Origin of the sequence: Mesorhizobium sp. M0166 (genome assembly GCF_040322255.1) — a bacterium.
GTDB lineage: Bacteria > Pseudomonadota > Alphaproteobacteria > Rhizobiales > Rhizobiaceae > Mesorhizobium.
In genome coordinates, this window is sequence record NZ_JAMYTD010000002.1 from 77,626 (window position 1) to 96,584 (window position 18,959).

Below are 18,959 nucleotides of genomic sequence, written 5' to 3' on the forward strand. Positions count from 1 at the left end.
GAAATGCCCGGCAGGGCAGAGGGGGTCTGCCTGACTTGGTGCGACCTCGAGGAGGGCTGCGGCTTGCGAGGTCGAAAGACGTGACATACCCGATCCCGTGATTACATGAGAAAGGCGCTCCACAATCGGAGGCGCCTCCGCTTATTACCTAAGGGCCCGCTCGGCGCTGTTCAAGCCCAGGATCGAAAATGATCGAAATTGGAGAAAATTGGCTGGGCAGCCAGCCGTCATGCCTGGAGACAAAAAAGCACCACCGGCCCAAGCCGGTGGTGCTCTCTGAACTGTCTGTAGGGGCAGGACAGTCCAATGATCCTGAGGGGATCGTGCTCAATGTGGGCTCATTTTTGCCCCACGGCATCGGCCGAACAGATGAGGAGTGAAATATCCTTCGTCGTCATCCACCGGTCGTTCACCGGAGACGGGCAAGATGCCTCGCCTGCCGGAATGCCGGCCCAGACTCGATCCTGTGATTACTTGCGATTATATTTGTTGGAGACGTAACGAAGGTGGAAGCGTCCGCGTTGTTGAAACGGGGCCTGCCTATCCGGTTATGCTTCGGATCGACACTGGAGAAAAAATTGGCCGCGGAGCCGCCCGTGATACCTCGAGACAAGGCCGAAGCCGCTGTTGCAAAACCGCTGCGCGCCGATGCGCAGCGCAACCGCGACGCGCTGGTCGAGGTCGCGGCAAAGGCCTTTGCCGCGCACGGCGTCGATGCCTCGCTGGAGGAGATTGCGCGCCAGGCCGGCGTCGGCATCGGCACGCTCTACCGGCATTTTCCAACCCGCGAGCACCTGGTCGAGGTGGTCTACCGGCGCGAAGTGGAAGGGCTGAGCCAGGCGGCCGACGAACTCGCCCACGATCATGCGCCTGACATGGCGCTCGAACAATGGATGCAGCGCTTCGTCGACTACATCGCCACCAAGCGCGGGTTGTCGACAAGCCTGCGCATCCTGCTCACGACCAACTCAACCCTGTTCTCCGACGTTTCGGGCAGGGTGACGCTCGCCTTGCGGCGGCTGATCGATGCCGCGGTCGCCGACGGCTCGATCCGCGGCGACGTCGATGCCTCCGACGTGCTGCATGCGTTGGGCGGCATCTATTCGGCCCCGGACACCAAGGACTGGCGCGACCGCTCGCGCCGATTGGTGTCGCTCTTGATGGATGGGCTGCGGTTTGGAGCGGCCAAATCCGGCCCATCCAAGGAATGACGAATGCAGTGACTGTCCTTATTTCAGCGAGATGCTCATACCGCTGAGATCGGCATTGACCTGCAGGCCTACCTGCCTGCCCGTGAGTTCGAGTTGGGCACCCTTGTCATTGGTCATGACGATCACCTGGGCCCCTTTGCCGAGCGCGCCGCCACCGCCCGCTGCACCGTAAACCCCCGTCACATCCCGCGCGCGGCGTATGTGGCGCACGGTACCTTTGAAATAGGTCTTGGAGGCACCGAAGGCGAGGCCGCCCGAGATGCCGCCGACCGAGATGGGATATCGGCGACCATGGAAGGTCAGTGTGCCCTCGCCTCCGGAGCCGCCGATGAAGAAGGCCGCCTTGTAGACGGCGAAGCGGATCGTACCGCTGTCGGCATGTGCGACGCTGGCAAAGCTAACTGCCGCCGCAGTGATGACGGCAACCACGACTGAACGAAATCTGGACGAAATCTTCATGATGAGAACTCCTCAAGATCGCCGCATGCCCAACCGGGCCGGGCACGCCAGCGTCGGATCAAAGTCATAGCTGAACAGTCTCGCCCGTCATTGGTTCCAAGCGCGCGGCCTGAATCCGGCTGCGAGAAGACCGCTACGAAACGAGGCGATGGCGAGCATAGTCCCGGCTGTAAGAACAGCGGCCGAATGGCGGGGATCTGTCGCCGGTGCCCACGAACACGTAGGTGTTGAAGCGGAATGGTATTAGTCTGTGCCCGTCTGGGGTTTCGGGGAGCGCGGCAAAGGAATGGACTTCAACTCACGCCATGGCTACCTCCTGATCGGCGGCCTGATCCTGGTCGGTGCCGGGCTCCTGATCGTTTCGCTGATCGTCAATCTTCGCGTGGCGCACAGTGTGCGTGACGACGTACGCCATCGTGAAAAGCTGCTGGAATATTATCGCAATATCTTTTCGCAGCTGGGCGTGATCCTGATCGGGATTGGCGTGTCCCTGTTCATCTTCTTTTTCCAGCAGGATTATCAGGACCAGCGTAAACGCGAAACGGAGCTCCAGCAGGTTCTCGCCAAACTGGCGGCGCGTGTTGCCCGCGCCAGCGCTGTCGTGGAGGCCCTCGGCGAATTCGATGCGCTGCTGGATGATGGCGGCGCCTATGTCAGCCCGGAACTCGGCGGCAACAATGCCGCCATCAGCGCTCACGGAACGGCGCTCGCCAAGCAGGTCTCGCAGATCCTTCTGGTCGAGCGCGATGTCGATGTTCAGGGGTTCGATATTCTCAATCTGTCGCGCGATTTCGAAGCATCGTTCGTCGTCAACGAGCTCAACCCAACGCTATGGTTCAACATCGTCCGGGACGAGAGCGATATCAAATATGCCACCACCCAGATCGCCCTAGATTACAAGGACCTGCAGGATGCGATCGGCGGCGAGCCGATCGAGGTTGCGATCGCCAATCCCGAAAAGGAGCGGAAGATCAGGCAGGAGGTGCTCGACGTCTTTTATGATGCCGACCTCCTGCGCCAGCGCAGCAGGCGTTTTCTCGGCCGCGCGTGCTGGCTTTTCAGCAAGGGGCGCGGCTTCGTCAAGCTTGCACCGGCCAACGAGATCGAAGCCGATGCCAGATCGCACCAGGAATGGATCGAGCGGTCGAAACCCTTCCTGGCGCAAATGACGTCGGGCAGCGGCGACTGCTTCAAATTGCTCCAGTTCGGCCCGGCATCCTGAACCGGCAAAGGCTCGCCCGCCCCGCGGCGGCTAATCCCCTACGCGTTGCAGCGTGCCGAGATGATTGTCGTTGAGAAAATCAATGGTCACGGCCGACGCCTTGCCGTCGGAGCCGACGGCAAAGCTGACGGCCGAGGGCCTGTCCGGCATCTCGGCATCGGGAAAGGTCAGGAAGAGGTCGCGGTCGAAATGCTTCAGTGGATAGGACCGCGCACCGGCGGGCCCGACCTTGAGGACAAGGGCGTCTCCTTCGCCTGACACAATAGCATCGCCGATGAAGTCGTTGAAATAACGGCCTGCGTAGGCACTGGCCGGCTCGGCCGGACTTGCCGGAGAAGGAGGCGCGGCATAGGTGGCCTTGGCCGCCGCAATCACCGGGCCGAACATGCCTGCATAGATATCATTCCATGCCTTTACCTTATCCTTCCCCAGCGTTCCGTCGAAGACGAGATCGGCGAAGCTGTCGGACAGTCCCTCCGGCACGCCTGTCGGAAAGGCGTTGGCGATGACGACGATGCCAAGCTTCTCCTCGGGAAAGAGCATCACCAGACTGCGTGCGCCGGCGCTGAAGGCGCCCGCATGACCCCAGATCGGCCCGTGCCGGCCGAATTCGACATTCCAGCCGAGGCCGTAGAAGGCCTCGCCTCCGGAGACGGGGTTCTTGCCGCGAACCATCAAGGGAACATGTGTCTGATCCAGCGCATCGGCCTTGATGAGCGTCTTGCCGGCATAGACCCCGTTGCCGAGCACAAGCCGCATCCATTGCGAGAGATCGCGTGCGGTGGAACTGACGCCGCCTGCTGGCGCCTGCGCATCCGGGTAGCGCTGGACCTTCGCGGTCCAGGCGCCATCGATCTTGGCGTGGAGCTCGGCACGGTTGGCGTGCTTGATGAAGTCCGAGTGGCGGGAGCTGGTCGAGGCCATTCCAAGCGGACGATAGAGCTTCTCTTCGGCGACCTCTTCCCACGGCTTGCCTGTCGGCTTCGCGGCCGCGACGGCACCCTCGGTCAGTCCGAAATTACTGTAGGAATAGCCCGCACGAAAGCTCGATGACGGCGACACGAACCGCAGGCGGCGCAGGATCTCCGCGCGGTCAAAGCCAATGTCCTCGAGGTCGTCGCCTGCCGTGCCGGGAAGCCCGCTGCGGTGCGCAAACAGGTCGCGGACCGTGAGTTCGCTGGTCGGATAGGGCTCGGCGAGCCTGAAGGCCGGATCGAGGTCGGCGATCTTGGAATCCCACGAAGCGATCCCGTCGCTGACCAGCGCCGCCACGACGGTTGCGGAGACCGGCTTGGAGAGCGAGGCGATCTGGAACACCGTGTCGGCGTCGACTGCCTCCGGCTTGCCGGCCTCGCGATGCCCGAACCCCTTGAGGAAGATCACCTCGTCGCCATGCACGACGCCGATGGCCAGACCCGGTACGGCACCGTTCGCGACGGCGCCTTCGGCAAGCAATTCGAGCTTCGACAGAGCTGCGGCGATCCTGTCGGGTGGGATGGTATCGGCCGACGCCGCTTTCGGCAAAAGCACCATGATGGCGATGAAGGCCAACATCCTCCACCGGAGGTGATTCCGGTTTGTGAATAGCCGCATGCTCAGCCCCTCCGCCTCACCGGCGTGCACTATCGCAGGCCGACGCAGGGAAGGCCAGTCTCACGCTCGACCCGCCATCCATTGACGGATGTCCGCTTCACACCAGTCGAAATTCAGACAGCCGCGCCTGAACTAGGATGCAGCACGCAGGCGGAGGCGCCGCCTGCTGGTGCGGGCCTTCTCCGCCACCGCGGCGGTGATCTCGACCACGCCGTCTTCACGCGGTCTGGCGTTGGTAACCTTGTGGAGCCGCTCGTAGGGCAACAGTTCCTTGACCCGGGCTTGAAGCGACGCGACTTCGACGCGCAGATCCTCGCATTCCTGCCTCTGGACGTCGAACTGTATCTGTTCGGACGCCTGCTGCAGGGAAAGCTGCGAAAAATTCGCGCTGATCGCGGAAAGGTTCATCTTGTCGTTTTCGCTCTCCTTCGTGAGAGCAGACAGTTTTTGCTCGACAATTTGCTTTTCCGCCACCGCGTCGCTCGCTTGGGCCTTGAGCCTGGCTATCTCGCTGGCGGCGTCGCTGTTCTGGTTGGAGGCGGCCTCCAGTCGCGATCGAAGATCCTCGATTTCGGAACGCAAGCCGGTCATCTCCGCAACACTGCGTGCAAGCTCGGCTTCCCTGTCACCGTCCCTGAGGCGGGCCGCTTCCGTTATTTCCGATAGCTTTGCCTGCGCCATATCCAGCGATTTCTGCAGCCGCATCTCCTCTTTCTCGCTCTTGCCAAGCGCAGCCAGCAGTTCCGAAACCTGCGCGGCATCATTGGCATGGACAGTCGAGAGTTCATCCAGCCTGTGCCGGGCCTCGGCCTCCCGTTTCAGCGCCTTGTCGAGGTCGATCGACAGGCTGACATGCTTCTCCCGCAGCATCTCGTTCTCGCGCGAGCGTCTGTTGGCCTCGACGGCTCTGGCCGAGAGCGTTTTGACAAGCTCGCCGAACTCGGCTTCGCGTTTTGCGCTCGCATTGCCTGCCACGACGAGTTCCAGCCTTGCCGCCGCCAGCGCGCCGCGAAGTGCTTCCTTGTCCTCGACCAGGCTCGCCTCGTGCTGCTGCAGCGCCTCGATAGCGCTGTCGCGCTCGCGCTGCTTTCTGGTTGCATCGTGGAGCTGTTCGGACAGCACTCTTTGTTGCGCGGTCAGGCCGGTATTTGCCAGCTCCAATTCGTTGGCGCGAAGAATGTCGCCGTGGAGGAGTTTTAGGAATTCGCCTGTCAGATGATGCGAGGTCGCGATCTCCGACAGTTTTGCGTTGATCTCCCCCAGATACTCCTGCGCGTCGTGAAAGAGCCCATCGACCGCACTCAAGGCAGCCAGCCGGGTTTGCGTATGGGGGGTCAGCCGCCGCGCGGTCTCGAAGGCGTCCGCATTGGCCTCGAGCTGCGAGCTGTCATCCATTGCCGCGAGATTCTCATCCGACGCAGTCTCCTCCGGCACTGTGACGTCATACAGCGGCGACTGATCGTCCACATTGAGACATTCGCTGAATGCATCCGCCAAATCGGTTTCGAGCTCCTTGAACGCTTTCTCCACAGTCTCGGCACGCTTGATCAAACCTTTGAAATTCATGACCGAATATCCCTCTCGTGCAGCGCCGTTGAGGAGCGGACTTTCAACACTTGATCCTCGCCTCCCCCGGATGCGGGTTCATCTCCTGACATGCGCTCTGGCCGACGCACGCTAGGGACAGGCTTCGCCACTGTCCTCGTGTGTTTGAATGACGTGTTCTGGCGCACTCCATACCCGAGCCGTTGGCGCCGCTCGCAAAATGCCCACTCATTTCACCCGAAACGGATATGAAGCGGCGCAAGCCTGAGGGATCGCCTGGTGATTGTCTTAAGGACCGGCCGAGCGCCTCGGTGTTTCTGCAGCAGCTACAAGGTCGCGGCCTAAGACGACGCGTGTCACTGCCGGGAGGCCTGACCTGATAAATGCCTGACCTGATAAATGCCTGACCTAATAAATGATTGTGTTGAATACGTTTCGCTGATTAGCTGCTGTGCATAGACCAGGGACAAGACCGATAAATGTTGTCCCGGGAGGACCGCGATGCCGGTGCTTGAGGTTCGCCACGTCTCCAAGAATTTCGGGGCTATCCAGGCCCTGACCGACGTCAGCTTCCAGGTGGAGCGAGGCGAAGTCGTTGGTCTGATGGGGGACAACGGCGCCGGCAAGTCGACGATCGTCAAGACCGTGGCCGGGAATTTCCCGCCGAGCGACGGCGAAATTATGGTCGAGGGCGAGGTGTGCCACTTCCACCAGCCCGTGCAGGCCCGCGCCAAGGGGATCGAAGTTGTTTATCAGGACCTGGCGCTCGCCGATAATCTGACGGCCGCGCAGAACGTCTTTCTGGGGCGCGAGATCAAGAAGGGCTTCTGGCCGATCAGGATTCTTGACAAGCAGGCGATGATCGATCGCTCGGCAGCGCTGTTCAAGGAACTCAAATCGGAAACCCGGCCGCGCGACCTCGTCAGGAAGATGTCGGGTGGGCAGCGCCAGGCGGTCGCCATCGCGCGGACCCGGCTTTCAAATGCCAAGCTGGTGCTGATGGACGAACCAACCGCCGCCATCTCAGTGCGCCAGGTGGCGGAAGTACTCGAACTGATCCGACGCCTCAAAGCACAAGGAGTCGGCGTCATGCTGATCAGTCACCGAATGCCTGACGTGTTCGCCGTGGCAGATCGTATTATCGTCCTCAGGCGGGGCTCGAAAGTTGCCGACAAGCCAGCCGACAGAACATCGCCCGAGGAAATCACTGGACTGATAACGGGGGCCATCCGTGGCGAATAGTGTTCAGGGGTCAGTTGGCGTTCAGGGCTCAGTCGAAGAACATGGCCGGCCGGCCATGTCGGATTTCGTCCCGACCAAGGAAAAAACAGTTCTCCAACGCGTGATTTCAAGTCAGCCCTTCTGGGTGACGATCGCGCTCATCGCGCTCGTCATGTTGATGACTGCGATGGAGCCGAGCTTCGGCACCTCTGAAAACGTCGCCAATGTGACGCGCAATTTCGCACCTTTCGGCATCATGGCACTTGGCATGACGATCGTCATCATCACCGGCGGTATCGATCTGTCGGTCGGCTCCGTCATGGGTCTCGTGGTCATCGTCGCCGGCCTGTTCCTCACCTGGCATTATCCCTGGTACGTCGCCTTCGCCATGGGTCTTTTCTCCGGTCTGGCCTGTGGCGCGGTCAACGGATTCTTTGTCGCCTATGTCGGGATGCCGTCCTTTGTGGTCACCCTCGGCATGCTGTCCGTGGCGCGCTCGCTGGCGGTCGTATTCTCGGCCAACCAGATGCTCTACCAGTTCGGGCCCGATGCTCCGATCGTGAAGGCAATCGGTCAGTGGAAATGGCCGCGGCACGGTCCGAACGACTGGGCACCGCATTGGATACCAGAACTGTCGTCGCAATTCTGGACCATGGTGATCCTGGCCCTGATTGTCGGCTTCGTATTCAACTTCACAGCCTGGGCCCGGCATCTCTTCGCCATCGGCGGCAATGAAGAGGCGGCACGGCTCACCGGCGTTCCGGTCAACTGGATCAAATTCCAGGCCTATGTCTTCTCGGCTTTCACCGCCGCTCTCGCCTCGCTCCTGCTCCTCGGCTATAACGGCTCGGCCATTAATGCCATGGGCCAGGGCTATGAGCTGCGCGTGATCGCCGCGACGGTCATTGGCGGCGCCAGCCTCATGGGCGGCGCCGGCACGGCGTTCGGTGCAATCATCGGTTCGGCCTTCCTCGAGGTGATCAGGAATGCGCTGCTGATGGCCGGCATCGATTCAAACTGGCAGGGTGCCTTCGTCGGCGCCTTCATCGTTCTTGCGGTTCTCTTGGGCATGCAAACCGGCGGCAAATCGATTCTCGCCGCGTCGCTAGCAGTCTTGATGCCCAAAAAACGCCGCTAGAAACCCGCCGGCGGGAGGCTTGCGGGATCACACCAAGGAGGAGAACGTCACATGAAAAAACATCTGCTGACGGCCGCCGTCGCGCTTGGCGCAATGGTGCTCGCCGTTTCCGGCGCCCAGGCGAAATACACTTTTGCCCTGGTGCCGAAGAACATGAACAATCCTTTCTTCGACCAGGCACGCGACGGCTGCAAGAAGGCCGAAGCCGAATCCAAAGGCGCGGTGGAGTGCATGTATATCGGCCCCGGCGAACATGGCGGCGGCGACGAGCAGGTGCAGATCGTGCAGGATCTCGTGGCCAAGAAGGTGGACGGCATCGCCGTCTCGCCTTCGAACGCCGCGGCGATGGCGGTTGCGCTGCAGGCCGCCAAGGATGCCGGCATCCCGGTCCTCACCTGGGACTCCGATCTCCTGCCCGAAAACAAGGATCTGCGCGTTGCCTATATCGGGACCCACAATTACGAGATCGGCGTGAACCTTGCCAAGCTTGTCATGCAGATCAAGCCAAAAGGCGGCACGATCTGCATCCAGTCGGGCGGCGCCGCGGCGGCCAACCACAACGAGCGCATGCAAGGCATTCGCGATACGCTTTCGGGCACCAAATCGGCAGCCTCGCCCGGGGATCGGCTGACCGGCCAGAACGGCTGGACCGAAATCGAAGGCTGCCCGCTCTACACCAACGATGATTTCCCGCTTTCGGTGCAACAGTTCGAGGATATCATGGCGAAAAACCCGAACCTCGACGCATTCGTCCCAACCGGCGGCTTCCCGCAGTTCATCCCCGATGCCAACCGCGCCGCCGTCGCACCGTACAAGGACAAGATCGCCTCGAAGGCCCTGGCCCTTGTCGTTGCCGATACGCTTCCGGTACAGATCGACCAGATGAAGGAAGGTTTCTCCCTTGGCCAGGTCGGCCAGCGGCCGTTCGAGATGGGCTACAAGACGATGATGGCGCTGAAGGACATGAAGGAGGGCAAGGCTCCGCCGGCCGACCCGACCTACACGGGCCTCGATGTCTGCACTCCGGAGACAGCCGACACCTGCGTCGCCAAATAGTGCTTTTGGGCGGGAGGAAACTCCCGCCCTTTTCATAGGGGATCTCAATGCCGGAATTGTTCTCGCTCAAGGGCCGTGTCGCATTGGTCACGGGTGCCTCGCGTGGTCTTGGTTTTGCCATGGCCAAGGCACTTGCGGAAAACGGCGCGACGGTGATCGTCAATGCCCGCGACATGGCCGCCCTGTCCGCGGCCGCCGAAAGGATCGGTGCAGAAGCCCTGCCGTTCGATGTCACCGACGCGGCGATCTCAAGGGCGTCGCTCGAAGGAATCGTCGAACGCCACGGCCGCCTCGACATTCTGGTCAACAACGCCGGCATCCAGCATCGTAAACCGCTGGTCGAATGGGAGGACGAGGATTTCAACCATGTGGTTGCCGTCAATCTGTCGGCTTGCTTCCGCATGATGCGCGACGCGGTGCGCCTGATGCTGCCAAACAAGTTCGGGCGCATAATAAACACCGGATCGGTCGCAGCGATCCTTGGCCGTCCCACCATTCACGCCTATGTGGCGGCAAAAGCGGGCCTGCACGGGCTGACACGATCCACTGCGGCTGAGCTGGGCCGTCACGGTATCACCGTCAACGCCATCGCCCCTGGCTATTTCGCCACCGAGCTCAACACCGCACTTATGCGCGACGAAGCCTTCACCAAATGGGTCGAGGCACGAACCCCCGCGGGCCGCTGGGCCCAGCCTGAGGAGCTCGGCGGAGCCGTGGTATTTCTCGCCTCCGACGCTGCCGCGTACGTCAACGGGCACGTGCTGGCGGTCGACGGCGGGCTATCGGTTTCCCTGTGATTTCAATCGGCGACACCGTGCCGGCAGGGCGTGTCTGCTAGCCGCTTGAAATGACGACTTGCTGCATGCGGTGCTGGCCCGGTCCCCTGCGCGGACGCCGACGCCAGACGATTGGATGACGCGCCGTATTGCAGCCGCCGACTTTCGATTCGCAACGGGTTATTTCGACGTCTGGCGGCATCGATGCTTGATGCCGCCAATATTTCATTCCACACACCGGTCACGATGAGGGACGAGATACGGGATCAGCGCCAGGTATTCAGGTGGGCCTTGCCTGCCTCCGCGGTCCTGCATTTGCTCGCCGCCGCGCTTCTTTTGTCCGCACTGCCGGTGTCGCCCCCGCAACCGCAGAAGGAGCAGGCCATCGGGGTGGATCTGGTGCCGCCGCCCAAACCATCGGAGAAAGCCAAACCTCCGCCTCCCGCGAAACCGGCCAAGCCCGAAAAGCCGCCGAAAGCAAAGGTCGAGACCCCAACGAGCCGTGAGGTCGCCGCGCAGATACCTGTCTTCCAATTCGGTGAGAAGGACGCCGGTCCTCGCAAGTCTCTGGACGGCAACAGTGCGGAGGATGGTTCGGAACAACCGCCGGCGCCGCAAGATCCCAATAAACAAGATCTTGCGCAGCCACCTGCCGTGACTGCGGTCGAGGGGAAAGACCAGGCTCCGCCGCCTGGCGCATCACAGCCGCCGAAGCCCAAGTCTGCGGATGTCGCCAAAGTGCAAAAGCCGTTGAAGCTTGAAAAAGCGAAAAGATTGTTCTCGCAAACAGCAACCGGTGATCCGGTAGCGACAACCGCCATGAAAAATGTGCCGCGCGCCGTGCGGATCGGTCAGCTCTGCAACACGGAACTCGCGCAGCAATTGGTGCACGCGTCGCCTCCCTATTTCCCAGACAGCTTGCTTGAGTATCGGCTGAAGGCCGGCACGGTCATGAACGTCGCCAGTGCGCCGTTCCCTGCAAACGGGCAGTGGTACGACCTGAGCTTTCGTTGCGAGGTCGATCCGGACGCGACGAAAGTCATTTCCTTCGCCTTCCGTGTCGGAAATCCGGTGCCGCGCAGCGAATTGAAACGCCGCGGGTTGCCCGCCGAATAGGTGGTCGAGGCACGGAGGCTGGCTGGCCGGCGCCGTCAAATCCGGCCGGTGATGTCTTCGCGCGCCCCGGGTGACCGAACCAACACGCGCCAAAAGTGGCTTTCGTCAGCGGCCGCCGAAGTCTAGCATACGGCCTTGGGAGGAGCCTTCGATGACTTCAAGTTTCAACGTTCACCATGCTGCCGGCTATGAGCAGCTCATGGGCCGCTGGAGCCAAAGGCTCGCGCCGCTGTTCATCGGCTTCGCGGGTCTCAAGGACGGCGAAAAGATCCTCGACGTCGGCTGCGGTACCGGCAGCCTGACCTTCGCGCTCGTCAAGGCCGCTGACCTCCGTGAGGTCGCTGCGATCGACTTTTCGGCCGTTTTTGTCGAGGAGGCAATCCGGCGCAACTCCGATCCGCGGATAAAAATCCGTCAGGCGGATGCCTGCGCCCTGCCCTTTGAGGACGGCGCGTTCGACCGTGCCCTGGCGCTGCTCGTGCTCCATTTCGTGCCCGAAGCCGGCAAGGCAGTCGCTGAGATGCGCCGCGTCGTGCGGCCGGGCGGCGTGGTCGCGGCGACGGTATGGGACCATCTCGGCGGCATGCCGGGGATGCGCATGATGATCGACACGGTGGCGGTGCTCAGTGAAGGCGGACGCCAGCTGCGTGCCCGCTATTGCGCCCAGCCGATGATGCAGCCGGGTGAAATGAAACGGACCTTTGTCGGGCAAGGTCTCCGCGACGTCACGGAGACCGAGCTGATGATCCGCATGGACTATCAAAACTTCGACGATTACTGGGCGCCGATTGCCGCGGGCGAAGGGCCGCTCGGCAAGTATGTGGCCACGCTCGACCCGGAAGAGCGGGCGCGCACCGACGCCGCCATGCGCGACGCCTACGAGGCCGGCCGGCCCGACGGCCCTAGGTCCTTTGCCAATGTCGCCTGGGCCTGCTGCGGTATCGTTGCCTGACGTCGGCGCTAATGGATGTCGCGCAAAAGCATGCCCTCGGGCTTGACCCGAGGGTGTGCGGCGGTTTTGCGATAACGACGTGCATAAAGAAGAACCTAAGGCGCGTCGCTTTAGCCGATCCCGTAGACCAGCCCGACGCGGCCGTGCGACAGCTGTTCGACCTTGCGCAGTTCGAGCCCACGACGATTTTTCGCCGTCCCAAACAGCGCCTTTCCTTCACCGGCGAGCAGGGGATAGACGATCAGCCTGAGTTCATCGACCAGCCCGGCATCGATAAGGCTCGCGGTAATTCGGGCACCGCCCATAAGGTAGATGTCTTTGCCGGGCTGCTGCTTGAGCGCAGCGATATCCTCGAAATTCCGCACGAAGCGCGTCTTTGGCCAGGCCGCCGAAGTCATTGTGTTCGACAGCACATAATGCGGGGTCTGTGCGGCGAAGCGGGCCCATTCGAGCTCGGCCGGCTTCGGCAATTTGCCGGTCATCGGCAGCGGCTTGTCGGGCTCGTGCTGGATGGCGCTCCAGTAGCGCTCGTAGCCGGCGTACATGACGCTGCCAAGCAGGCAGGCGTCGATTTGCGGTGTCAGGCCGTATTCGTCCGACCACGCGTCGACCCAATCGGCGTAACCCTCGGGTCCCTCCATCTTGCCGTCGACGGAAATTTTCATTCCAGCGATCAATTTACGCATGACTTCCTCCATCAGGCTTGCGGGATGCAAGCACGTTTCATCGGCTCATCGTTGCTTCGTGTTGCTGGCGGCGACCTCAGGGATGGCCGCCGCGAGTCACATCAGGCCGGCAGGCGGCGGTCGTATTCTTCCCGCAGGCGGGTCCAGCCGTCCCAGAACGAGGTCGGCGTCTTGCCCGCCAGGCGGGCGGCCAGCAGGTCGAGGTGCATGTGCCAGCCGGCCGTGATGTTGAGCTGGATTGCACGTTCCGGCAGGCGCCGATGGACGACGGTGAGCAGCACATCGCTCCCCTTCGGCTCCAGCAGGAAGGAGACGCCGCCGGTGTTTCCCCAGGTGATGGAAAGCTTGCGCGGCGGATCGAGTTCGGTGATCCGGCCCTCCATCCGATGCTCTTCGGGAAAGCCCGCGGGGCGCTGGCCACGCGGGTCCGTCAGCTCGTCATTGCGCCAGACCAATTCGAACGAGCTGCCCGCCTTCATTTCCATCTGGCCCGCGGCCATCCATTGCCGGCGCAGGTCACTCTCGGTGAGATAGGCCCAGACGCGCTCGATGGGTCCGGGCAAAAGGCGCTGGATGGTGAACGTGGCGGGCTCGCTCAGCTCGCCATAGGCGTCGATGCTTCTCATCTGGTTCATTGCTCGTCTCCTTCTTCTGAGTTGGGCGATTTCCTGGGCTCTTCCTGGGCTTTGCGTGCGTCCTCCTCGCGAAGGAGGCGTTCGAGAACATCGAGACGCCCCGTCCAGAAGCGCTCGTAGAAGCTGAGCCACTGATGGGCGCTGGCCAGCGGTCCGGGAGCTAGTCGGCACAGATGCGTGCGGCCCCGCACCTCTCGACGAATAAGCCCTGCATTCTCCAGCGTCTTGATGTGCTTGGAGGCGGCCGCGAGCGACATCGCGAAGGGTTCCGCCAGCTGGCTTACCGTTTTCTCGCCATCGGCGAGATCGCGAAGCATGTGCCGCCGGGTGGCGTCGCCAAGGGCGTGAAAAACCGCATCCATCTGAGGCGTCTCTAATTCAACCATGTAGTTGAATATAGACGCGCAGCTTCGGATCGTCAACCGTTTGGTTGAATAATTCGTGGGAAGCGCCGCGGGGCCGTTTGCGCGATCGAGCGTGTCGACGTGACGGAGGTACGGACGCGCCCCGCGACAGTAAGGGCGAGGCCCTTACTTGCCGTCGAAGAAACTGTGGATCGCGGTTTCCAGCTTTTCGATAAGCTGAGGGTTGTGGCAGCTGCCAGCCCAGATCAGGGCGTTTAGCCTCATCTCCTTGTTGACAAAGCTCACTTTCCTAGAATCCAGCAGGTATTCCGCGATCTCGTAGTGCCGCCCCTTGATAGCCTCGATGAGCGCGTTGTTTCTCCCCGTCTTGTCGGTCAGGTTTACTTCCGCGCCATTCTCCACGAGCAACCTGACGGCTTCGAGATGCCCGTTCTTCGCCGCCTCGATAAGAGCCGTTCTGCCGTAGTAGTCAGCTCGCGCGTTGACCTCTATTCGGGGGTGTCTCATGAGGACTGAGATACACGCGTAATGTCCCTTGGCCGACGCAAGGCTCAAGGGCGTGCTCTTCCACTTGTTTCTGGAATTCACGTCGATTTCCGGGTCTTCGATCAGCACCTCGACCACCGCTGTGCGGTCATTGAGGGCTGAAAGGTGAAGTGCAGACCAGCCGCCGTCGTCCGACTGATTGATGTCGGCGCCAGCCGCCAATTCCGATCGAACCGCCTCCGCATCGCCTTTTTCTGCCGCGATCAGCAGGGGCGACCAGTCTCTTGCCCCTTCGGCTTCCAAGCTGTTGGTCAACGCAGTCGCCTCCTCGGATAGTCCACAGAATACCACAGAATCCGCGACAGCGGGGTCGTCCTGTATAGAGTTCCCTGGAGTCCGTGGGTCACAGAGAGCTGTCGGCCCGAAGCGGAGGATCAGCGCTTCACGTCCGTCTCCTCACATTCTCCTGATATCGACTGGCTTTCGCGGCCATCCAGACTAGATAGAGCGTGCGCCGGGCGGAACGATGCAGAAGGACCTGAACATGCCTGAACAGATTACCCTGAATAGACCTGAACAAATCAGATTGAACGACGGCTCCGCCATTCCGCAAATCGGCCTCGGCGTGTGGCAGGTCGATCCAGCCATCACCGCCAAGGTGGTGCGCTGGGGAATCGAGGCCGGCTACCGACTGATCGACACCGCCGAAGGCTATCAGAATGAGGAAGGTGTCGGGCAGGCAATCCGCTCGGCCGGCGTGCCGAGAAGCGAGTTGTTCATCACCTCGAAACTGCGCAACGGCGCACATCAGCGCGACGCCGCCTTGCGCGCGTTCGACGAGACGATGAGCAAGCTCGGCATCGAGCAGATCGACCTGTTCCTGATCCATTGGCCGGTGCCCAGCCGGGACAGATATGTCGAGGCCTGGAAGACGCTGATCGAACTCAGGCAATCAGGCCGGATCAAGTCGATCGGCGTTTCGAACTTCAACCAGGACCACCTCGAACGGATCATCGGCGAGACCGGCGTCACGCCGACCGTCAACCAGATCGAACTCCACCCCCGCTTCCAGCAGCGTGACAAACGCGAATTCCATGACAGGCACAACATCCGAATCGAGAGCTGGAGCCCGTTGGGCAGCGGCCGACTGTTGAGCGATCCGACGCTTGAAAGCGTCGCCAGGAAACACAGCAAGTCGGTGGCGCACACGATCGTCAGGTGGCACCTTCAGGAAGGGCTGATCGTCATTCCAAAGTCGATCCACCAGGATCGCATCGCCGCCAATTTCGATGTCTTCGATTTCGAGCTGGAAGCGAAGGACCTCGAGCTTATCAGGGGCATGGATTCGCCCGACGGCCGCACCGGCCCGAACCCCGCCACGGCTGCGTTTTTGTTCTAACGAGGCGGCCAACCGGGACGTTGGCATTCCTTCACACCCCCTCTGTCCTGCCGGACAGAGGGGGGTGCTGTCCCGCCAGCGATCAAAACTACCCTTTCCTCCAGCCTATATCCCCGAGCCATCCACCAGCGGCACATCTTCCCCTTCCCAGGGGCTCGGCATCGATCCCTTGCTGAGATTGGCCGACGGCAGCGGCATCCAGCACTTCAGTTCGGGTTCGGCATATTCGACGATGCGTCCTGGAGACGAATCGGAAGCGCGCCAGCCTTCGCTGCCGAACTGATCGGCGCGGGCCCAGTAAGCCATGTCGACCTCGGCCGGACCCTGTTCGGACGGCCGAACCGTGACAAGGATTCTGCTGCCGTCCCTTGGCGCGCTCGACATGTGGCGCCACTGACCGGGCTCGTCCATTGCACTTCCTCCTGCAATCTTCGCCTCGCACCGATAGTCGCTTCGCGTTCGGAAGCGGTCAACCTGAACTTTCTTGCCTGAGGCAAAACCCCTGCCCCCGTCGTCGCGGAACAAGTCATGGCGCGCCGGGTTTGGGCAAGTTGTTGAAGGAAAGCAAAATGAGACCAGCGCCGCGACCGATCCTTACCATTGTTGCATGGCGGGCCGCGTCGTTCGTTCGCAACCCGGTCCGGTCGCAATGAGGCAGGCCGGTTCCGATCGTTCCATCCCACCGGAGGAGAGGCAAGGCGGCATAGGACGAGCGCTCGGCCTCGGACTGATAACCGGGGCGGCCGACGACGATTGTTCCGCGATAGGCACCTATGCCAGCGCCGGCGCCCGCTTCGGACCCGACCTGCTTTGGACTGCTCCGGTGACGTTGCCGATGATGTACGCGGTCGTCTACCTGTCGTCGAAGCTCGGCCAGGTGTCGGGGCGCGGATTGTTCCACGTCATCAAGGACTTCTACCCGTGGTGGCTGCTTTGGTCGGTGCTGTTGGGTGTGCTTATCGGCAACACCATCGAGGCAGCGGCGGATCTTGGTGGAATGGCGGCGGCGATCAACATATTCGTGCCGCTTCCCATCCCGCTGATCGTGCTGTTCGTCGCTGCCATCATCTTCGCTCTCCAGGTCTTCGGCTCCTATACTTTGATCCGCAACATCTTTCGCTGGCTGGCGCTGGCGCTGCTCGCCTATGTCGGTGCCGCCATTCTGGCCAAGCCGGACGCCGCGGCAGTGCTGCGCGGAACGCTGCTTCCGAAGATCGAATTCAACCGCGAGTTCCTGTCGATCCTGGTCGCCATCATCGGCACCACGCTGTCCGCCTATCTCTACACATGGCAGTCCAATGAGGAGGTCGAGGAGGAGATTGCCCAGGGCCGGACAACGCTCAGCCAAAGGAAGGGCGCCACCGACAGCGAACTCCGTCGCTCTCGCCGGGACATCCTCATCGGCATGATGTTTTCAAATCTCATCATGTATTTCATCATCCTGTCGACGGGTGCTACGCTCTACAAGGCGGGCCATCACGATATCGACACGGCTGCGCAAGCCGCGGAGGCGCTGCGCCCGCTCGCCGGCCAGGCCGCAAGCGTCCTGTTCGCAGCAGGCGTGATCGGCGTCGGTTTCCTAGCGGTTCCTGTCATGACCACCGGCGCTGCCTATGACGTGGCACAAGCCATCGGCTGGAAAAACAGCCTGCACGCCCGGGCTCGGGAGGCCCCCAAATTTTATCTCGCCATCGGCTTTTTTACGGCGATCGCCGCTGGCCTGAACTTTCTCGGCTTCAATCCGATGAAGGCGCTGGTCTGGTCCGGCATCGTTCAAGGCTTCTCGACGCCGCCCTTGCTGCTGCTCATCATGCTGATGACGAACAGCCACAGGATCATGGGGGACCAGGTGAACAGCCGCAGCACCAATATACTCGGTTGGGCAACGACCGCCGCCATCTTCTCGGCGACGATCGGCCTGGTGGCAACCTGGTTCATGTGATCGGGCGGAAGCAAAGGGACGCCGCCGGTTGGATTACCCGTTCCCGCTTGCGGATTGTCCCAGCTTTGCCGGTCTTGGAAATTCCACAACGTCGCCCGTGGGCCGCTTGTATTGCGCCGCGACAATTGCATCGATCAGGAGATCCAGAGCCGCACGAGCCGTGCGGCTCGTCTCGTCGTCGCCGCTCAAATAATGGCAGGCTCGTTCGAGGTGGAGGTGTGCGGCGGCAAAGTCGCTTGTCATAGGCTTCTCCCTGTTGCCCGCCGGCCGGCAAGATGACCGCCTCATTTTACCCAAAAGCAAATATCCACAGCCGGATTTGAATCAAATTGGCCTGACTCACTGAGCCCGCGGGACAAGGTGCTGCCAGGCCTTTGCATCGCTGGTCGATGCGCTGCGCCGGCGCGCTACGCCGCATGGAATGAACCAATTGCGGGCGATGTGCCGCAAACTCAGTTCGCTCATCCCCCTGCTTTTGAAATTTTCTCGCTCTTTTAATTCTACAAACTCTCTAGACTTAAAATAGATCGCTAGACCCAAGATCTTAAAAATTGAGCGTTTGAGAGGGAGCCTGGAATGTCGAAGAAGCTCGTTGTAGGGCTGTCGGGCAATTTGACCCGGCCCTCGAAGACCAAGGCGTTCGTCAGCCACATCGTCGGGCAAGCCGCCGAAAGCATCGGCGCGGCCTCGGCCGTCTTCGACATCGAGGATCTTGGCGCGTCACTGCCGCAGGCAAGGCGCCTCGGCGACCTCGACCCGGCGGCGCGCAACATCGTCGAACGGCTGCTCGGCGCCGACATCCTGGTGGCCGGCTCGCCGACTTTCAAAGGCAGCTATACCGGGCTTTTCAAGCACTTCTTCGACCTGCTCGATCCGTCATCGCTGCGGGGCAAGCCCGTCATCCTCGCCGCGACCGGCGGCGGCGAGCGCCATTCGCTGATCGTCGAGCACCAGTTGCGGCCGCTGTTCGGCTTCTTCGAGGCGCTGACTGTGCCGACCGCGATCTACGCCTCCGACAAGGATTTTGCCAATGGCGTGCTGGTGTCGGAAGCCATCCACGCCCGCGCCCGGCAGGCGGTCGCCGAGGCATGCCGGGTAACCGGAGTGCCCCATCGCGTCGGCCTCGCCGCCTGAACGCACCACTGACCCGAGATCCC

At 61.7% G+C, this 18,959-nt stretch carries 20 protein-coding genes; 12 read left to right on the forward strand and 8 right to left on the reverse strand.

Going from position 1 to position 18,959, the window contains the following annotated elements:
• The first annotated feature begins 188 nt into the window (after positions 1-188).
• Positions 189-380 carry a hypothetical protein gene (locus NKJ46_RS02760; RefSeq protein WP_352661569.1) on the forward strand — a complete coding sequence of 64 codons (192 nt, stop codon included), beginning with the start codon at positions 189-191 and terminating at the stop codon, positions 378-380.
• A 198-nt stretch (positions 381-578) separates the two neighbouring features.
• Positions 579-1,211 carry a TetR/AcrR family transcriptional regulator gene (locus NKJ46_RS02765; protein WP_352661572.1) on the forward strand — a complete coding sequence of 211 codons (633 nt, stop codon included), beginning with the start codon at positions 579-581 and terminating at the stop codon, positions 1,209-1,211.
• A gap of 18 nt (positions 1,212-1,229) precedes the next feature.
• Here the strand turns inward: NKJ46_RS02765 and NKJ46_RS02770 are convergent, their stop codons facing one another.
• Complete coding sequence (locus NKJ46_RS02770) at positions 1,230-1,670, reverse strand: lipid-binding SYLF domain-containing protein (RefSeq protein WP_292662068.1); 441 nt, start codon at positions 1,668-1,670, stop codon at positions 1,230-1,232.
• A gap of 286 nt (positions 1,671-1,956) precedes the next feature.
• Here NKJ46_RS02770 and NKJ46_RS02775 point away from each other — a divergent pair, with 286 nt between their 5' ends.
• Positions 1,957-2,892, forward strand: coding sequence for a hypothetical protein (locus tag NKJ46_RS02775; protein WP_352661576.1), 936 nt, complete (start codon positions 1,957-1,959; stop codon positions 2,890-2,892).
• 30 nt (positions 2,893-2,922) lie between these two features.
• On the opposite strand, the gene NKJ46_RS02780 is transcribed toward NKJ46_RS02775, so the two are convergent.
• Together NKJ46_RS02780 and NKJ46_RS02785 are read right to left on the reverse strand one after the other, a co-directional pair.
• The gene (locus tag NKJ46_RS02780) at positions 2,923-4,485 is read right to left on the reverse strand and encodes a serine hydrolase (RefSeq protein WP_352661579.1); all 1,563 of its coding nucleotides are present in this window, start codon (positions 4,483-4,485) and stop codon (positions 2,923-2,925) included.
• Positions 4,486-4,617: 132 nt separating this feature from the next.
• A complete protein-coding gene (locus NKJ46_RS02785) occupies positions 4,618-6,051 on the reverse strand; it encodes a coiled-coil domain-containing protein (RefSeq protein ID WP_352661582.1) in 1,434 nt (477 codons plus the stop codon).
• Positions 6,052-6,531: 480 nt separating this feature from the next.
• Between NKJ46_RS02785 and NKJ46_RS02790 the strand changes: the two genes are divergently transcribed.
• The 6 genes from NKJ46_RS02790 (at position 6,532) to NKJ46_RS02815 (ending at position 12,289) form a co-directional block, all read left to right on the forward strand.
• Positions 6,532-7,272 (forward strand): ATP-binding cassette domain-containing protein, encoded by a 741-nt coding sequence (locus NKJ46_RS02790; protein ID WP_352661585.1) that lies wholly within the window; start codon positions 6,532-6,534, stop codon positions 7,270-7,272.
• 55 nt (positions 7,273-7,327) lie between these two features.
• Positions 7,328-8,389 carry an ABC transporter permease gene (locus NKJ46_RS02795; RefSeq protein WP_023677317.1) on the forward strand — a complete coding sequence of 354 codons (1,062 nt, stop codon included), beginning with the start codon at positions 7,328-7,330 and terminating at the stop codon, positions 8,387-8,389.
• Between the two features lie 51 nt (positions 8,390-8,440).
• A complete protein-coding gene (locus NKJ46_RS02800; RefSeq protein ID WP_352564173.1) occupies positions 8,441-9,445 on the forward strand; it encodes a sugar-binding protein in 1,005 nt (334 codons plus the stop codon).
• A 47-nt stretch (positions 9,446-9,492) separates the two neighbouring features.
• Positions 9,493-10,242, forward strand: coding sequence for a glucose 1-dehydrogenase (locus NKJ46_RS02805; protein WP_352661588.1), 750 nt, complete (start codon positions 9,493-9,495; stop codon positions 10,240-10,242).
• 183 nt (positions 10,243-10,425) lie between these two features.
• Complete coding sequence (locus NKJ46_RS02810; RefSeq protein ID WP_352661591.1) at positions 10,426-11,337, forward strand: DUF930 domain-containing protein; 912 nt, start codon at positions 10,426-10,428, stop codon at positions 11,335-11,337.
• Between the two features lie 151 nt (positions 11,338-11,488).
• A complete protein-coding gene (locus NKJ46_RS02815) occupies positions 11,489-12,289 on the forward strand; it encodes a class I SAM-dependent methyltransferase (protein ID WP_352661594.1) in 801 nt (266 codons plus the stop codon).
• A 110-nt stretch (positions 12,290-12,399) separates the two neighbouring features.
• Here NKJ46_RS02815 and NKJ46_RS02820 read toward each other — a convergent pair whose 3' ends face one another.
• The 4 genes from NKJ46_RS02820 to NKJ46_RS02835 form a co-directional block, all read right to left on the reverse strand.
• Positions 12,400-12,975: a dihydrofolate reductase family protein gene (locus NKJ46_RS02820; RefSeq protein ID WP_352661597.1), complete on the reverse strand. Its 576-nt coding sequence runs from the start codon at positions 12,973-12,975 to the stop codon at positions 12,400-12,402.
• Positions 12,976-13,076: 101 nt separating this feature from the next.
• Entirely contained in the window at positions 13,077-13,610 is a 534-nt protein-coding gene (locus tag NKJ46_RS02825) for an SRPBCC family protein (RefSeq protein ID WP_352661600.1), read from the reverse strand.
• Positions 13,607-13,996 carry an ArsR/SmtB family transcription factor gene (locus NKJ46_RS02830; RefSeq protein WP_352661603.1) on the reverse strand — a complete coding sequence of 130 codons (390 nt, stop codon included), beginning with the start codon at positions 13,994-13,996 and terminating at the stop codon, positions 13,607-13,609. Before NKJ46_RS02830 ends, NKJ46_RS02825 begins: the two co-directional genes overlap by 4 nt.
• Positions 13,997-14,140: 144 nt before the next feature.
• On the reverse strand, positions 14,141-14,776 hold the full coding sequence (locus NKJ46_RS02835) for an ankyrin repeat domain-containing protein (RefSeq protein WP_352661607.1): 636 nt from the start codon (positions 14,774-14,776) through the stop codon (positions 14,141-14,143).
• Between the two features lie 229 nt (positions 14,777-15,005).
• On the opposite strand from NKJ46_RS02835, the gene NKJ46_RS02840 reads away from it, so the two are divergent.
• Positions 15,006-15,860: an aldo/keto reductase gene (locus NKJ46_RS02840; protein ID WP_352661610.1), complete on the forward strand. Its 855-nt coding sequence runs from the start codon at positions 15,006-15,008 to the stop codon at positions 15,858-15,860.
• Between the two features lie 105 nt (positions 15,861-15,965).
• On the opposite strand, the gene NKJ46_RS02845 is transcribed toward NKJ46_RS02840, so the two are convergent.
• On the reverse strand, positions 15,966-16,271 hold the full coding sequence (locus NKJ46_RS02845; protein ID WP_023677305.1) for a hypothetical protein: 306 nt from the start codon (positions 16,269-16,271) through the stop codon (positions 15,966-15,968).
• A gap of 238 nt (positions 16,272-16,509) precedes the next feature.
• On the opposite strand from NKJ46_RS02845, the gene NKJ46_RS02850 reads away from it, so the two are divergent.
• Both NKJ46_RS02850 and msuE read left to right on the forward strand, forming a co-directional pair.
• The gene (locus NKJ46_RS02850; protein WP_352661613.1) at positions 16,510-17,802 is read left to right on the forward strand and encodes an Nramp family divalent metal transporter; all 1,293 of its coding nucleotides are present in this window, start codon (positions 16,510-16,512) and stop codon (positions 17,800-17,802) included.
• A 576-nt stretch (positions 17,803-18,378) separates the two neighbouring features.
• Positions 18,379-18,936, forward strand: a complete 558-nt coding sequence (gene msuE / locus NKJ46_RS02860) for an FMN reductase (protein ID WP_352661619.1) — start codon at positions 18,379-18,381, stop codon at positions 18,934-18,936.
• Positions 18,937-18,959: the final 23 nt, after the last annotated feature.

Excerpts from the sequence above, each read along its gene's own strand:
- NKJ46_RS02760 (WP_352661569.1), top strand. The coding sequence starts at position 189 with ATGATCGAAATTGGAGAAAATTGGCTGGGCAGCCAGCCGTCATGCCTG.
- NKJ46_RS02825 (WP_352661600.1), bottom strand. The coding sequence starts at position 13,610 with ATGAACCAGATGAGAAGCATCGACGCCTATGGCGAGCTGAGCGAGCCC.
- NKJ46_RS02820 (WP_352661597.1), bottom strand. The coding sequence starts at position 12,975 with ATGCGTAAATTGATCGCTGGAATGAAAATTTCCGTCGACGGCAAGATG.
- NKJ46_RS02785 (WP_352661582.1), bottom strand. The coding sequence starts at position 6,051 with ATGAATTTCAAAGGTTTGATCAAGCGTGCCGAGACTGTGGAGAAAGCG.
- NKJ46_RS02790 (WP_352661585.1), top strand. The coding sequence starts at position 6,532 with ATGCCGGTGCTTGAGGTTCGCCACGTCTCCAAGAATTTCGGGGCTATC.
- NKJ46_RS02810 (WP_352661591.1), top strand. The coding sequence starts at position 10,426 with ATGCTTGATGCCGCCAATATTTCATTCCACACACCGGTCACGATGAGG.
- NKJ46_RS02780 (WP_352661579.1), bottom strand. The coding sequence starts at position 4,485 with ATGCGGCTATTCACAAACCGGAATCACCTCCGGTGGAGGATGTTGGCC.
- NKJ46_RS02815 (WP_352661594.1), top strand. The coding sequence starts at position 11,489 with ATGACTTCAAGTTTCAACGTTCACCATGCTGCCGGCTATGAGCAGCTC.
- NKJ46_RS02845 (WP_023677305.1), bottom strand. The coding sequence starts at position 16,271 with ATGGACGAGCCCGGTCAGTGGCGCCACATGTCGAGCGCGCCAAGGGAC.
- NKJ46_RS02850 (WP_352661613.1), top strand. The coding sequence starts at position 16,510 with ATGAGGCAGGCCGGTTCCGATCGTTCCATCCCACCGGAGGAGAGGCAA.
- NKJ46_RS02775 (WP_352661576.1), top strand. The coding sequence starts at position 1,957 with ATGGACTTCAACTCACGCCATGGCTACCTCCTGATCGGCGGCCTGATC.
- NKJ46_RS02800 (WP_352564173.1), top strand. The coding sequence starts at position 8,441 with ATGAAAAAACATCTGCTGACGGCCGCCGTCGCGCTTGGCGCAATGGTG.
- NKJ46_RS02830 (WP_352661603.1), bottom strand. The coding sequence starts at position 13,996 with ATGGTTGAATTAGAGACGCCTCAGATGGATGCGGTTTTTCACGCCCTT.
- NKJ46_RS02840 (WP_352661610.1), top strand. The coding sequence starts at position 15,006 with ATGCCTGAACAGATTACCCTGAATAGACCTGAACAAATCAGATTGAAC.
- NKJ46_RS02795 (WP_023677317.1), top strand. The coding sequence starts at position 7,328 with ATGTCGGATTTCGTCCCGACCAAGGAAAAAACAGTTCTCCAACGCGTG.
- NKJ46_RS02805 (WP_352661588.1), top strand. The coding sequence starts at position 9,493 with ATGCCGGAATTGTTCTCGCTCAAGGGCCGTGTCGCATTGGTCACGGGT.
- msuE (WP_352661619.1), top strand. The coding sequence starts at position 18,379 with ATGTCGAAGAAGCTCGTTGTAGGGCTGTCGGGCAATTTGACCCGGCCC.
- NKJ46_RS02770 (WP_292662068.1), bottom strand. The coding sequence starts at position 1,670 with ATGAAGATTTCGTCCAGATTTCGTTCAGTCGTGGTTGCCGTCATCACT.